The sequence below is a fragment of the Kitasatospora paranensis genome (assembly GCF_039544005.1).
In the GTDB taxonomy this organism is placed as follows: Bacteria; Actinomycetota; Actinomycetes; order Streptomycetales; family Streptomycetaceae; genus Kitasatospora; species Kitasatospora paranensis.
Window position 1 is genome coordinate 1160044 of the sequence record NZ_BAABKV010000001.1, and the last position, 13513, is coordinate 1173556.

A 13513-nucleotide genomic window follows, 5' to 3' on the forward strand; every position below is an offset into this window, starting at 1 on the left:
CGTGCCCCGGTTCGTGGTCGGCCTGGCCCGCCCCGTCGGGCGGGGGTGGGGGCTCGTGCTGCTCGCGCCGCGGTCGGCTGATTCGTCCACGGAGCCAGTCTGCGTCCCGGGCGGGCCTCGGCGGCCGTACGGCACGACGTGTCCTCGGCCGCTCGGAGTGTCCTCGGCCGCTCGCACCTGCCGTGGTGCCCGGGACTGTCCGGCCCCGCACCGGTCAGCGCAGCCGTACTCCGAAGATGGTGGCGTCGTCCTCGGAGCGCGGGCCCGACATGGCCTGCACGATGCCGTCGATGCAGCGCTGGAGGTCCTCGCCGGTGTGCCGCTCGGCGACCTCGACCAGGGCGTCGATCCGTCGGTCGATGTCCTCGTGGCGGCGTTCGACCAGGCCGTCGGTGTAGAGCAGCACGGTGTCGCCGGGCCGCAGCACGGTCTCCACCGCCCGGTAGCGGGTGTCGGGCAGCACGCCGAACGGCGGGCCGAGGTCCGGCACCAGGGTGCGGGCGCGGCCGTCGCGCACCAGGACGGGCGGCAGGTGGCCGGCGCAGATCCAGCGCAGCAGCCGCCGCTCGGGGTGGTAGCGGGCGATCACCGCGGTGGCGGTGGACTCGGGGCCGTCGTCGTAGGCGATCTCGTTGAGCCAGGTGCCGAGGTCCTCGACGACGGCCCGGGTGAAGGCGAGGCCGCCGAGGGCGTGCCGGAGCCGGGACATCAGGGCGACGGCGTCCAGGCCGTGGCCGCGGGCGTCCCCGATCGCCAGCAGCGCCAGGCCCTCGGGCAGCCGACGGCTCTTGTACCAGTCCCCGCCGACCCCGGCCTCGGCCGGCCGGTAGGCGACCGCGGTGCTGAGCCCGAGCTCGGTGAGCGGGGTGGCGGCACGCGGCACGAGGGCCTCCCGGAGCCGGCGCACCACCTCCTCCTCGGCGTCGGCGCGGCGGCGCTCGCGCAGCGTCTCCGACTCCTGGATGCGCAGCGCCCGCCGGCTCTCGGCGAGGTCGGTGACGTCCTGCAGCACGGCGCGCACGCCGAGGACCGGGCCGCCGTTCGCCGCCCGGACGGACTCGGCGACCAGCCGGACGCGCCGCGCCCGGCCGTGGACGGTCAGTGTCGTCTCGGCATCGAGCCGGCCGCCGTCGAGCAGCCGGTCGAGATCGCGGTGGAGCCTCGGCAGCGATGGGGGCGCGACCGCGCCCAGCAGCGTGGCCAGGTTCGGTGCCGGGTCGTCCGGGTCGAGGCCGAGCAGTCCGGTCAGGCCGTCGGAGGCCTCGACGCGGCCGTCGAGGAGGTTCCACTCGGCCCAGCCGACCCGGGCGATCCGCTGGGCGTCGACGGCGAGCACCTGTCCGCCCTCGCGGTTGAGCACCAGCAGGACCCGCCGGCCGCAGGGGTGCGCGGAGAGCAGGGCCCGCCGGTGTTCGATGCGGCCGCCCGAGCGTCGGCGGAGCCAGTCCACCGTCCGCTCGCCCATCGGGCGGCCGGTCCGGGCGACGTCGGCGAGGGCGGTGAGCAGCCGCGGTCGCGCAGCGCCGGGAAGAACCGCTGCAGCAGCACCGGCCGCTCGGCGACCAGGGCGCGCAGCGAGGCGCCGGTGTGGTGGGCGAAGCGCACCGCCGCCCGGTTGACGGCGAGGGCCGCGAGGTCGCGGACGGTGCCGTCGGCGTCGATGACCGGTTCGGTGAGCGCTGCGGGGACGGGGACGGCGTCCAGCAGCTCGTGCACCACGGGCTCGGCGGGCCGGACGGACGGCGGGGCCGCCTGGGACGCGTCGACATCGTCGGCGGTCTCGCCGGCCAGCACCAGCCGGTGGGCACGGTGCTCCCGGCGCAGCCGGGCCACCGTCCGCCGCAGGCGTGCGGCCTCGGCCGTGCCCTGGGCGGGTGCGGGGTCTGGCATCGGCTCTCCGAGGTCCGGCGGCGGGTACGCCCAGCATCTCCCCGGCCGCGGCGCGGGGCGCGGTACGGCGCTGCGCAGCGGTGGGGGTCAGCCATTCGGCTGAGGGCCGGGGCCGTCAGTGCAGGACGGCGCAGCCGCGGTCGCGCAGGTCGGCCAGCCAGTCGGGGGTGGTCTCCAGCTTCGTCCAGCGCAGGTCGAGCTTCTCCAGGTGCGGCACGCGCGCCAGGCCGTCGGGGAGGTCGGTGATCCGGGTGGCGCGCAGGTCGAGGTGGGTGAGCGAGGTGAGGGCGGCGACCGCGTCGGGCAGCCGCCGCAGCGGGGTGTTGCGCAGGTCGAGCAGCCGCAGGTCGGCCAGGGCGCCGAGGGTGTCGGGGAGTTCCGTGACCGGGTTGCCGGTGAGGTGCAGTTCGCGGAGCCGGGTGAGCCGGCCGAGGGTGTCCGGCAGGGCGGTCAGGCGGTTGTCCTGGAGCCGGAGTTCGCGCAGGGCCGCGAGGCCGCCGAGGGTGTCGGGGAGTGCGGTGAGCCGGTTGCCGGTGAGGCCGAGGTAGCGGAGGCGGTGGAGCCGGCCGAGGGAGGCGGGGACGCGGGTCAGGCCGTTGTCGCCGAGGTAGAGGAAGTCGGTCAGGTCGGGCAGGTCGCCGAGGGCGGCGGGGAGGTGGTCGATCCGGTTGTGGGCGAGGTCGAGCATCCGCAGGCCGGTGAGGTTCCCGACGCTGTCGGGGACGGTGTCGAGCGCGTTCTCCGCGAGGTTGAGGGAGTGCAGCCCGGTCATCGTCCACAGGCTGTCGGGGACGGCGGTGAGGAGGTTGCCGCCGACGCTGAGGTGGCGCAGCCGGCGGGCCCGGCCGACGGCGCCGGGGACGGCGGTGATCCGGTTGCCGTACAGCAGGAGGGTGTGCAGTTCGGGGAGGGCGAGGACGTCGGCGGGCAGCCGGGTGAGGGCGTTGCCGTCGAGGTCGATGTGGCGCAGGGTGGCGAGCGTCCGCAGGCCGTCGGGCCAGTCGGTGAGGCCGTGGTGCGGCGCGCGCAGGGCCACCGGGCGGCCGTCCGGATCCAGCCGGAGCGCTCCGCGCGGGAGGTCGGGCGGGAGGTCCACGGGAGGCTCCTCAGGTGCGGTTGAGGGCGCGGGTGACGCCGGAGACGGCGGCGGTGGTGAGCAGCCAGCCTGCGGCGATCAGACCGTAGCCGAGCCACTGGTGGAGCCCGGTGAAGTACCAGGCGGTGCGCTGGCCGAAGCCTCCGATCGGGACGAGCAGGTCGAGGGTGTAGACGAAGGCGTTGAACGGGACGCCCTGGCCGGGCTGGGCGGCGGTCGGCCGGCCCTCGGCGAACGCGGCGGTGCCCAGGGCGCTCAGCAGCATCAGCCAGAGGGCGGCCTGCCAGGGGCGGTAGCCGTAGCCGACGGTGGCGTCGAGCACCCGGCCCCAGGCGCGTCCGAGCGGGCCGAGGGTGCGGCGACGGCGGCGCTGTTTGGCGAGCAGGACGCGGCGGGCGTCGTCGTCGTGGCCGATCCGCCGGTACCAGGCGGCGAGTTGCTCGTACGGCTGCGGGGTGTAGCCGGGGGCGTGGCCGATCCAGGCGAGGCGTTCGTCGAGGCCGGTGACGCCCTGGACGGAGGTGTAGACGAGGCCGTCGAGGCGGGTGTCGGCGGCGCGGGCGTGCGCGTTGTCGTGCAGGACGGCGACCTGGGCCTCGCGGAGGTCGAGGCTCCCGGCCGGGCGGGCGGCGGGGGTGAGGTGGAGGTCGCCGGCGGTGAGCCGGCTGCCGTCGAGGGCGGTGCCGGCCCCGTTGAGGTGGGCCCCGTCGAAGGAGAGCCGGCTGCGGACGGTGGCACCGGGCAGGGCTATCGCGCCGTTGGCGGTGAAGCCGTCGGTGAGGACCATGGTGGAGGCGGTCAGGTCGTCGCCGCTCAGGGCGTCGCCGAGCGGGTTGTCGATCTGCGCGCCCTCCATGAAGAGCCCGCCGCCGAACCGGGCACCGGGCAGCCGCAGGCCGCCGCGGCAGCGGAAGCCCTTGCGGGCGAAGCAGCCGCCCTCCATGACCAGGCCGCCGGCCCACAGCGCCCAGACGCCGGGGGCGCAGGCCGGGTCGGTCTCGGCGGGCAGGCCGACCAGCTCGGTCGCGGTGAGGGTGACGCCGCTGAGCCGCAGTTCGCCGGTGATGTGGGCGCGGGTCAGGGTGAGCCGGCCGGCGATGACGGAGTCCTCGAAGAAGAGGTTGCCGTCGACCTTCAGCAGCCAGCCGTCCAGGCCGGGAATCCGGCAGCCGTGGAAGGTGGTGCCGCGCAGGGAGGCACCGCGCAGCAGCACCGGCTCCTCGAAGTCGCAGTCGGTGAGGCCGAGCGGGAAGTCGAGCCCGGCGCCCGCCAGGTCGACCTGCCCGGTGATCCGGGCGCCGGTGAGCCGCAGGCCGCCGACCCGGCCCGCGGCGGCGTCCGGTCCGCGCAGCAGCAGGGCGGTGAGCACCTCGGCGCGGACCGTCCGGTCCTCCGCCGCCCGGAGGTCGACCGCGACCCCGGCAGGGAAGTCGTCCCACAGCCGCTGCTCGGCCGTGCCGAGCTCACCGAACGCCACCCTCTGCTCCCCCGTGGTCGGTTGACACCGGCTCAGCAGCCTAGTGGAGGGCCGCGGCCCCTCCGACGGCACAGGTGGAATTGGGCCGCCGGACGGCGCGCCGCGGGTGACGGCCCGGGGGCTCAGGGTGCGACCGCGGTGCCGAGGGTGTCGGCCCCCATCATGCGGGGTGCGCCCTTCTCGTAGAAGGAGTCGACGTCGGCGAGGACGAAGCCGGCGCCGGTGATCAGGTCGGCGATCGGCCGGGTGAGGTGGCAGCCGGCGAACAGCCGCTGCTGGAGCGGGTCCATCCGGTGCTGCCAGTGGCGGACCTTCTCGTCCGGGGCGAGGCCGTGCTCGATGAAGAAGAGCCGGCCGCCGGGCTTGAGGACGCGGCGGATCTCGCGCAGGGCCGCGTCGGCGTCCGGGATGGTGCACAAGGTCCAGGTGGACAGCGCGCAGTCGTAGGTGTCGTCGGCGAACGGGAGCCGCTGGCCGTCCAGGCCGGCCCGGCGCACCTCGACCGGGGTCTCGTTCAGGCGCTTCTGCGCCAGCCCCATCCGACGTCGTTGGGCTCGACCGCGTCGACCCGGGTGACCGCCGCCGGGTAGAACGGCACGTTGAGGCCGGAGCCGAAGCCGATCTCGATGACGACGCCCTCCAGGCCGTCGCAGACCCTGCGTCTGAGCGTGCCGGCCTCCCCCATCGCGCACGCGACGTTCAGGATCCGTGGGACGACCCGGTCGCCGTAGTAGCCCATCACAACCTCCAGCGCCACCTCCCAGTCTGGCACTGCGGCGGGCCGGGTGCCGAGGTCAGCGCAGACCGGCGAGGATCTCCTCGACCGCGGGGCGGGCCCGCTCGCGGTCGGCGGGGACGAGCCCGATCCGGGTCCGGCGGTCCAGGACGTCGTCGGCGTCGAGGGCGCCCTCGTGGGTGACCGCCCAGGCGATCTCGGCCCGGGTGACGTCGATGCCTTCGGCGACCGGCTCGTCGGGGCGCGGCACGGCGGCGACGGCCAGTACGGCCGCGGCGGCGCCGCCGTGACGGGCGGTCAGCGAGGCGGGGGCGCCGGGGGCCGGCGGGGCGCTGTCGGCGTGGCCCGGGGCGCCGACCAGCGGCAGGCGGTGGGTGGTGCACGGCGCGGCGGCGAGGGCGCGGGTGCGGACGGCGGTGTCGACGGCGTCCTGGGCCATCCGGCGGTAGGTGGTGAGCTTGCCGCCGACCACGGTGATCACACCGGTGGGCGACTCGATGACGGCGTGCTGCCGGCTGAGGTCCGCGGTGGCCCCGTCGCCGGTGTCGATGAGCGGCCGCAGCCCGGCGAAGGCTCCGCGGACGTCCTCGCGGGTGAGCGCGGTGCGCAGCGCGGTGTTGACGGTGTCGAGCAGGAAGGTGATCTCGCCGTCGGTGGGCACCGGCACGTCGGGGACGGGCCCGGGTGCGTCCTCGTCGGTGAGGCCGAGCACGACCCGGCCGAGCTGCTGCGGCAGGGCGAAGACGAAGCGGCTGGTGGAGCCGGGCACCGGGACGGTGAGGGCGGCCCGGGGGTGGCCGAGGGCCGCCGCGTCGAACACCAGGTGGGTGCCGCGGCTGGGCCGCAGCCGGACGGACGGGTCGACCTCGCCGGCCCAGACGCCGGTGGCGTTCACCACGGCGCGGGCGGTGACGTGCAGGCCGCGGCCGGTCAGCGTGTCGGTGAGCAGCGCGCCCGTCCCGGTGACCTGCTCCGCGCGGACCCGGGTGAGGACGGCGGCGCCGTGCTGGGCGGCCGTCCGGGCGACGGCGACGACCAGGCGGGCGTCGTCGACGAGCTGGCCGTCGTGGGCGACGAGTGCGCCGCGCAGGCCGTCGCTGCGCACGGCGGGGGTGAGGGCGGTGGCCGCGGCCGGCCCGATCCGGCGGGCCCGGGGCAGCAGCCGCGCCGGGGTGCCGGCGGTGGCGCGCAGGGCGTCGCCGGCGAGGAAGCCGGTGTACACCAGGGCGGCCTGGGCGGGCCGGACGGCGGGCAGCAGCGGGACGAGCTGCGGCAGGGCGCGGACGAGGTGGGGGCGGTGCGGGTCATCAGGATGCCGCGTTCGACGGCGCTCTCGCGGGCGACGCCAATCCGGCCGGAGGCGAGGTAGCGCAGGCCGCCGTGGACGAGCTTGGAGCTCCAGCGGCTGGTGCCGAAGGCGAGGTCGCGGGATTCGACGAGGACGGTCCGCAGGCCGCGCGCGGCGGCGTCCAGGGCGATGCCGGCGCCGGTGATGCCGCCGCCGATCACCAGCAGGTCGACGGCGGGGCGGTCGGCCAGGGCGTCGAGCTCGCGGGTGCGGCGGCGCGCGTCGAGGACGGTGGTGCCCGCGTACGCGGGGTCGGGGCGGCCTGCGGTGGGGGTCATGGTGCGAGGTATCCGTTCAGGGCGGAGGCCAGTTCGCGACGCCAGGCCTGCTCGGGCAGCAGGTGCGCGACCATGCGGTGCGACTGGACGGTGGACTGGGCGATGAGCAGCACCATGGCGGCGAGTTCGGTGGGTTCGCCGGCGCGGATCGAGCCGTGCCGCTGGCCCTGGACGATCGCGGCGCGCAGGGCGTCGAGCAGACCCTGCTGGCTGGTGCCGAGCCGCTCGACGACGTACTCCATGAGCGTGTCGGAGTCGGAGTGCAGCAGGGCGCCGAGCACCGGGTGGTCGCGGAGCCGGACGGCGACCTCGACGACGGCGGCGACGAAGGCCTCGCGGTCCTCGCCGGTGAGCGCGACCTGCTGCTGGGTGGCGCGGATCTCGCGGGTGAGCAGGGCCCCGATGACGGCCCGGACGTCGGGCCAGCGGCGGTAGACGGTGGGGCGGCTGACCCCGGCGCGCCGGGCGATCTCGGCGAGCTGGGTGCGGTGCACGCCGAGGTGGACGATGAGGTCGGCGGCGGCGTCGAGGATCGCGTCGTCGGTGCTGGTCGGCTGCTCGGGCCCGGCGTTACTACTTGACATAATGCGTAATACTGTAACGCATGGCATCTGAGACGCAAGCAGGCCCCGGCGGAGCCCCGCGCTGCCGCTCCCCGATGGCGTGGGACGCCTGGGGCGACCCCGCCCTCGCGAAGCCGCTGTCGGACGACATCCGGGGGCTGCTGGCCGCGGCGCTCGGGGTGTCGCCGCTCGACGGCGACCGGCCGACCGCCGCGGAGATCCGGCTCCGCCCGTCCGCCCTGACCGGCGAGGACGTCGCCGCGCTGGCCGCGGTCGTCGGCCCGGAACACGTGTCCACCGCGGACGCCGACCGGCTGCCGCGGTCGGGCGGCAAGTCCACGCCCGACCTGCTGCGCCGCCGCAGCCGCGAGCCGCAGGACGCGCCGGACGGCGTGGTGCTGCCCGGCAGCGAGGAGGAGATCGCCGCACTGCTCGCGGTCTGCGCCGAGCGCCGGATCGCCGTGGTGCCGTTCGGCGGCGGCACCAGCGTGGTCGGCGGCGTGGACCCCGTCCGCGGCGCCCTGGCCGCCGTGCTCTCCCTCGACCTGCGCCGCTTCGACCGGCTGCTCGCGCTGGACGCCGTCTCTGGCGAGGCGGTGCTCGGCGCCGGGGTGACCGGGCCGCGCGCCGAGGAGCTGCTCGCCGAGCACGGCTTCGAGCTCGGCCACTACCCGCAGAGCTTCCGCTTCGCGACCGTCGGCGGCTTCGCGGCGACCCGCTCCTCCGGACAGGACTCGGCCGGCCACGGCCGCTTCGACGAGATGGTGCGCGGGCTGCGGGTGGTGACCCCGGCCGGGACGCTCGACCTCGGACGGGCGCCGGCCTCGGCGGCCGGGCCGGACCTGCGCGAGCTGTTCCTCGGCTCCGAGGGCGTGTTCGGCGTGATCACGGCCGTCCGGCTGCGGGTGCACCCCGTCCCCGCGGTGAAGATCCACGAGGCCTGGTCCTTCCCGGACTTCGCGACCGGCGCCGCGGCGCTGCGCGAGGTGGAGCAGCAGGGCACCGGCCCGACCGTGATCCGGCTCTCCGACGAGGCCGAGACCGCGGTCAACCTGGCCATGACGGAGCGGATCGGCGGCGAGCAGGTCACCGGCGGATGCCTGGCCGTCACCGTGTTCGAGGGCACCAAGGAGCAGGCCGAGGCCCGCCACGAGCGCACCAGGGCCGTACTGCTGGCCGCCGGCGGCACCCGCTCGGCGCCGAACCCGCGCGGGCCTGGGAGCACGGCCGGTTCAACGCCCCGTACCTGCGGGACGCCCTGCTCGACGCGGGGGCGCTCTGCGAGACCCTGGAGACCGCCACCGACTGGGCCAACCTCGGCCGGCTCAAGGACGCGGTGGCCGCCTCGCTGCAGTCCGCGCTGACCGCCGGCGGCAGCTCGTCCCTGGTGCTCTGCCACATCTCGCACGTCTACCCGACCGGCGCCTCGCTGTACTTCACCGTGCTCGGTGCCCAGCAGGACGACCCGATCGCGCAGTGGGACGCGGCCAAGCGCGCGGTCTCGGACGCCATCGTCGGCAACGGCGGCACCATCACCCACCACCACGCCGTCGGCACCGACCACCGTCCGTGGATGGACGCCGAGATCGGCGACCTCGGCGTGCGGATCCTGCGCGCCGTCAAGGAGACCCTCGACCCGGCCGGCATCCTCAACCCCGGCAAGCTGATCCCGTGACGGGCCCCGATCCCCTGCCCGGAGCCGCTCCCGCGCAGGGCGCCCGCCGCCGGGTGGTCCTGCTGACCAACCCGGCGGCGGGCGGCGGCCACGCGCAGAAGGCCGCCCGCCGGGCCGCCGTCCGGCTGCGGGCCGCGGCGCCGAGGTGCTGGACGTCGTCGGCGCGGACCCGCAGGACGCCGTCCGGGTCGCCCGCGAAGCGGTCGACCACGGGGTGGACGTGCTCGCGGTCGCGGGCGGCGACGGCATGGTGGCGCTGGCCCTCGAGGCGGTGGCCGGCACCGGCGTCGCGCTGGGCATCGTCCCCGCGGGCACCGGCAACGACCACGCCCGCGAGTACGGGCTGCCGCTGGGCGATCCGGAGGCGGCGGCCGACGTGCTGCTCGACGGCCGGACGGTCACCGTCGACCTCGGCCGGGTGGAGACGGCCGACGGCACCGTGCGGCACTTCGGCTCGGTGCTGGCCGCCGGCTTCGACTCGCTGGTCAGCGACCGCACGAACCGGCTGCGCTGGCCGCGCGGGCGGATGCGCTACAACCTCGCCATCCTGGTGGAGTTCGCGCATCTGCGGCCGCTGCCGTTCCGCCTGGTGCTGGCGGACGGCACGGTGGTCGAGCGGGACCTCGTCCTCGCCGCCGCCGGCAACACCCGCAGCTACGGCGGCGGGATGCTGATCTGCCCCGACGCCGACCACGCCGACGGGCTGCTCGACCTCACCGTCGTCCGGGCGATGCCGCGGCTGCGGGTCGCCCGGTTCTTCCCCACGGTCTTCCGCGGCACCCACGTCCACCACGAGGAGGTGGAGACCTACCGGACGGCCTCGGTACGGATCGAGTCCGCCGGGATCACCGCGTACGCGGACGGCGAGTACGTCGGCCCCCTGCCGGCCGAGGTGACGGTGGCGCCGGGCGCCCTGCGGATCGTCGTCCCCGCCTGACGCGCCGTCCGCCGTCCGGCCGGTGACGCGCTCCGGGCACCCGCTCCGCGCCACCGGCCGGGATCCGGCCCGCCACGGTGCGGAACCACCGCCCGTCCTCGCCCCCACACCTTGCCCAACCTATCGAAACTCGATAGATTCCCATCGCAACTCGATGGAGGGATGGGTCGTGGGAAAGCTGACCGTACGTGCGCTGCGCGCCGTGCTCGTGGTGGTGCTCGCCGGCACCGTGTTCGTACAGGCGGGCATGGTGTGGGCGTTGGCCACCAAACCGGTGGACGGGTCGCTCCCGCTCACCCCGTTGCGCGTGATCACGATCCTGGGGATGGTGTCCGTCCAGGTCGCCGTGGTCTGCGTCTGGCGACTGCTGGCGATGGTGCGGCGCGGGACCGTGTTCTCCCACGCCGCCTTCCGTTACGTGGACGGCGTGATCGGTGCGATCGTGGCGGCCTCCCTGGTCTGGTTCTCGGTCACGGCCGTCAATGCTCCGGGCCAGCGGGAGGACCCGGGCGTCACCGTGATCATGGCCGGGATCGGCCTGGCCATCCTGGGGGTCGCGCTCCTCGTGCTCGTGATGCGGACGCTGCTCGTGCAGGCCGTCGCACGCGACGTCGAAGCGGCGCAGCTGCGGGCCGAGTTGGACGAGGTGATCTGATGCCGATCACCGTGGACATCGACGTGATGCTGGCGAGGCGCAAGATGTCCGTCGGCGAGCTCGCGGACCGGGTGGGGATCACCCCGGCCAACCTGGCGGTGCTCAAGAACGGCCGTGCCAAGGCGGTGCGCTTCGCGACCCTCGCCGCGCTCTGCGAGGTGCTCAAGTGCCAGCCGGGCGACCTGCTGCGCTGGGAAGCCGACGACGCCGCGAGCGGATGACGCGCCCCGGGCGGGCGCGGGCCCGGGCGCGCCCGGCGCCGGGCCGGCCGGCGGTCAGCCGGCCCGGTAGGGCAGCTCGATCTCGGCCCACACCACCTTGCCCTCGCGGGTGTTGCGCGAGCCCCAGCGGTGCGCGAGCTCGCTGACCAGGTGCATGCCGCGGCCGCCCTCGTCCTCCTCGGCGGACGGGCGCAGCCGCGGCGGCTGGCCGCCCGCGTCGGCGACTTCCACCGTCAGCATCCGGTCGTCCCGGAACAGCCGCAGCCGGCGCGGCGCGTCCGCGTGCAGCAGGGCGTTGGTGACCAGCTCGCTGACCATCAGCTCGGCGAAGTCGCCGTGCACCGTCAGGCCCCAGTTCTGCAGGGTGGCCCGGGTGAAACGGCGGGCCTGCGAGGGCAGCGGGCCGTCGGCGGGCAGGTGCAGCGTCGCCATCCGTTCGGCGGGCACCGGCAGGGCCCGGGCCAGGATCATCGCGATGTCGTCGTCGGTGCCCTCGGCCACCAGGGTGCCGAGGACGGCGTCGGCGCTCTCCTCCAGAGTCCGCGAGCGGGCCGCGAGCGTGCGGCAGAGCAGTTCGATGCCCTCGTCGAGGTCGTGTCCGCGGCGCTCGATCAGGCCGTCCGTGTAGAGGGCGACGGTGGCGCCCATCGGCAGCGTGAACTCGACGCTCTCGAAGGCCGCGCCGCCGATCCCGAGCGGCAGCCCGGGCGGGAGCTCGACCACGGTGGCCGAACCGTCCGCGGCAATCCGCACCGGCGGCAGGTGCCCGGCCGAGGAGACCGTGCAGGTGCGCTCCACGGGGTCGTAGACCAGGCAGACGCACGTCGCGAACTGTCCCTCGCCGATCGCGCCGGCGGTCTCGTCGAGACGGGTCAGCACCTGCTCCGGCGCCAGGTCCAGGGTGGCCAGGGTGCGCGCCACCGTGCGCAGCTGACCCATGGTGGCGGCGGCCCGGATGCCGTGCCCCATCACGTCGCCCACCACCAGCGCGACCCGCCCGCAGGAGAGCGGCACCACGTCGAACCAGTCGCCGCCGACCTCGGATACCAGGCTGCTCGGCAGGTACCGGTGGGCGATCTCCAGGCCCAGCGTGCGGTGGATCTCCTGCGGCAGCAGGCTGCGCTGCAGGGTGAGGGCGGTCTCCCGCTCGCGCCGGTACAGCCGGGCGTTGTCGATGGCGAGCGCCGCGCGGGCGACCAGCTCCTCGGCGAGCGCGACGTCGGCGGCGGTGTACGGCTCCGGGTTGCGGGTGCGGACGAACTCGGCGCCGCCGAGCACCATGCCGCGGGCCAGCACCGGCACCATCAGGTACGAGTGGACGCCGGCCGCGACGCCGGGGGCGACCCGCTCGGAGTCCGGTACCAGGCCCCGCAGCACGTCCTCGTCGACCCGGGCGCGCAGCAGCGGCCGGCCGCTGCGCAGGCACTGCGTGTACACCCGGTTGGCCTCGTACTCGCTGGTGACGCCGACCGCGTCGGCCGCCCGGGTGAGCCCGGACTCGTACGCCTCGCCGACCGCGACGGCCCGGACCTGGACGGACTTGTCGGGCTGGAGGGCCGCGGGCTCCTCGCCGCGCAGCACCGGCTCCAGCAGGTCCACGGTGGCGAAGTCGGCGAAGCGCGGGATGACCGCCTCGATCAGCTCCTCCGCGGTGCGCTGCAGGTCGAGGGTGGTGCCGATCCGGGCGGTGGCCTCGGCGAGCAGCGCCAGGCGCTCCTGGGCGCGGGCGGCCCGCGCCTCGGCCTGGAACCGCTCGGTGACGTCGATCAGCGAGGAGCTGACACCGAGCACCCGGCCGGTGGAGTCCTCCAGCCGGAAGTAGGACGCGGACCAGGCCCGGTCGCGTCCCGGATCCCCGGCGTGCGGCCGTGCGAGCGGGCGTCGACGACGGGGCGGCCGGTGTTGAGCACCTGGCGCATCACCGCCTCGATCTCGGCGCTGTTGATGCCCGGCAGCACCGCCGCGACCCGCCGGCCGATGTGGTCCTCGACCGGCACCCCGTTGATCTTCGCGAGGGCGTTGTTCAGCCGGACGTAGCGCAGGTCGGTGTCGTAGACCGCCATGCCGATCGGGGACTGGGTGAACAGGCCGTCCAGCACCGCGAGGTCCGCCTCCACCTGGCGCAGCGCCCGGACGTCCGAGGCGGTGGCGAGCAGCAACGGGCTGCCGTCCGGCCCGGCGATCGGATAGGTGTGGAACTCCAGCTCGATGTCGGACCCGTCCCGGTGCCTGATCGGGTGCACCCCCGACCAGCCGGGACCGGCCATGATCTGCCGGAACAGCTCCTGCACCCGTTCGCGCCGGACCTCCGGCACCAGCAGTTGCGCGGCGTAAGCACCCACGGCCAGCTCGGCCGGGTAGCCGGAGAGCGCCTCCGCCTCCTCGCTCCAGTGCAGGATGCGGCCGTCGGCCTGGACGAGGGCGGTCGCCAGCGGCACCAGCCGGTGGCCACCCAGGCGCGCCGGATCGGCGCCCGCCTCGCCGCGGCCGGCGCCGTCGGCGGCCGTCCACTCGAATCCGTGCATGATCAGGAATCCACCTGCCCGGTACCTTCCCGGTAGAAGTCCGGACAACCCGGCTCCCACCAGACTGCCGAAAGCCCGACCGGTCGGCGACTGCGCGCCGGGCGCCGGAACG

12 protein-coding genes and 2 pseudogenes are annotated in these 13513 nt (G+C 75.7%); 4 read left to right on the forward strand and 10 right to left on the reverse strand.

What is annotated here, in order from left to right:
* Positions 1–214: 214 nt before the first annotated feature.
* The 8 genes and pseudogenes from ABEB13_RS05920 to ABEB13_RS05955 all read right to left on the reverse strand — a co-directional run bounded on the left by ABEB13_RS05920 (position 215) and on the right by ABEB13_RS05955 (position 7409).
* Positions 215–1360, reverse strand: a complete 1146-nt coding sequence (locus ABEB13_RS05920) for a PP2C family protein-serine/threonine phosphatase (RefSeq protein ID WP_345704590.1) — start codon at positions 1358–1360, stop codon at positions 215–217.
* Complete coding sequence (locus ABEB13_RS05925) at positions 1246–1890, reverse strand: hypothetical protein (RefSeq protein ID WP_345704591.1); 645 nt, start codon at positions 1888–1890, stop codon at positions 1246–1248. The genes ABEB13_RS05920 and ABEB13_RS05925 overlap by 115 nt, the downstream gene beginning before the upstream one ends.
* Positions 1891–2005: 115 nt before the next feature.
* Positions 2006–2986 carry a leucine-rich repeat domain-containing protein gene (locus tag ABEB13_RS05930; protein ID WP_345704592.1) on the reverse strand — a complete coding sequence of 327 codons (981 nt, stop codon included), beginning with the start codon at positions 2984–2986 and terminating at the stop codon, positions 2006–2008.
* A 10-nt stretch (positions 2987–2996) separates the two neighbouring features.
* On the reverse strand, positions 2997–4463 hold the full coding sequence (locus ABEB13_RS05935; protein ID WP_345704593.1) for an oxidoreductase: 1467 nt from the start codon (positions 4461–4463) through the stop codon (positions 2997–2999).
* 122 nt (positions 4464–4585) lie between these two features.
* Positions 4586–5002: a class I SAM-dependent methyltransferase gene (locus ABEB13_RS05940; RefSeq protein ID WP_345704594.1), complete on the reverse strand. Its 417-nt coding sequence runs from the start codon at positions 5000–5002 to the stop codon at positions 4586–4588.
* Entirely contained in the window at positions 4978–5220 is a 243-nt protein-coding gene (locus ABEB13_RS05945; protein WP_345704595.1) for a hypothetical protein, read from the reverse strand. The genes ABEB13_RS05940 and ABEB13_RS05945 overlap by 25 nt, the downstream gene beginning before the upstream one ends.
* 37 nt (positions 5221–5257) lie before the next feature.
* Positions 5258–6825: pseudogene (locus ABEB13_RS05950) on the reverse strand (glycerol-3-phosphate dehydrogenase/oxidase).
* Entirely contained in the window at positions 6822–7409 is a 588-nt protein-coding gene (locus tag ABEB13_RS05955; RefSeq protein WP_345704596.1) for a TetR/AcrR family transcriptional regulator, read from the reverse strand. Before ABEB13_RS05955 ends, ABEB13_RS05950 begins: the two are co-directional and overlap by 4 nt.
* Positions 7410–7483: 74 nt before the next feature.
* Here ABEB13_RS05955 and ABEB13_RS05960 point away from each other — a divergent pair.
* From ABEB13_RS05960 to ABEB13_RS05975, 4 genes and pseudogenes are all read left to right on the forward strand, one after another.
* Positions 7484–9063, forward strand: a pseudogene (locus tag ABEB13_RS05960) (FAD-binding oxidoreductase).
* A 145-nt stretch (positions 9064–9208) separates the two neighbouring features.
* Positions 9209–10000 (forward strand): diacylglycerol kinase, encoded by a 792-nt coding sequence (locus ABEB13_RS05965; protein ID WP_345704597.1) that lies wholly within the window; start codon positions 9209–9211, stop codon positions 9998–10000.
* Positions 10001–10169: 169 nt separating this feature from the next.
* Positions 10170–10655: a DUF2975 domain-containing protein gene (locus tag ABEB13_RS05970; RefSeq protein WP_345704598.1), complete on the forward strand. Its 486-nt coding sequence runs from the start codon at positions 10170–10172 to the stop codon at positions 10653–10655.
* Positions 10655–10876: a helix-turn-helix domain-containing protein gene (locus ABEB13_RS05975; RefSeq protein WP_345704599.1), complete on the forward strand. Its 222-nt coding sequence runs from the start codon at positions 10655–10657 to the stop codon at positions 10874–10876. The genes ABEB13_RS05970 and ABEB13_RS05975 overlap by 1 nt, the downstream gene beginning before the upstream one ends.
* 54 nt (positions 10877–10930) lie before the next feature.
* On the opposite strand, the gene ABEB13_RS05980 is transcribed toward ABEB13_RS05975, so the two are convergent.
* Together ABEB13_RS05980 and ABEB13_RS05985 are read right to left on the reverse strand one after the other, a co-directional pair.
* Entirely contained in the window at positions 10931–12667 is a 1737-nt protein-coding gene (locus tag ABEB13_RS05980; protein WP_345704600.1) for an ATP-binding SpoIIE family protein phosphatase, read from the reverse strand.
* Complete coding sequence (locus ABEB13_RS05985; RefSeq protein WP_345704601.1) at positions 12643–13401, reverse strand: PAS domain-containing protein; 759 nt, start codon at positions 13399–13401, stop codon at positions 12643–12645. Before ABEB13_RS05985 ends, ABEB13_RS05980 begins: the two co-directional genes overlap by 25 nt.
* Between the last annotated feature and the right edge of the window lie 112 nt (positions 13402–13513).

Coding starts and splice junctions, on each gene's coding strand:
- ABEB13_RS05925 (WP_345704591.1), bottom strand. CDS start 1,890: ATGCCAGACCCCGCACCCGCCCAGGGCACGGCCGAGGCCGCACGCCTG.
- ABEB13_RS05940 (WP_345704594.1), bottom strand. CDS start 5,002: ATGGGGCTGGCGCAGAAGCGCCTGAACGAGACCCCGGTCGAGGTGCGC.
- ABEB13_RS05955 (WP_345704596.1), bottom strand. CDS start 7,409: ATGTCAAGTAGTAACGCCGGGCCCGAGCAGCCGACCAGCACCGACGAC.
- ABEB13_RS05975 (WP_345704599.1), top strand. CDS start 10,655: ATGCCGATCACCGTGGACATCGACGTGATGCTGGCGAGGCGCAAGATG.
- ABEB13_RS05985 (WP_345704601.1), bottom strand. CDS start 13,401: ATGCACGGATTCGAGTGGACGGCCGCCGACGGCGCCGGCCGCGGCGAG.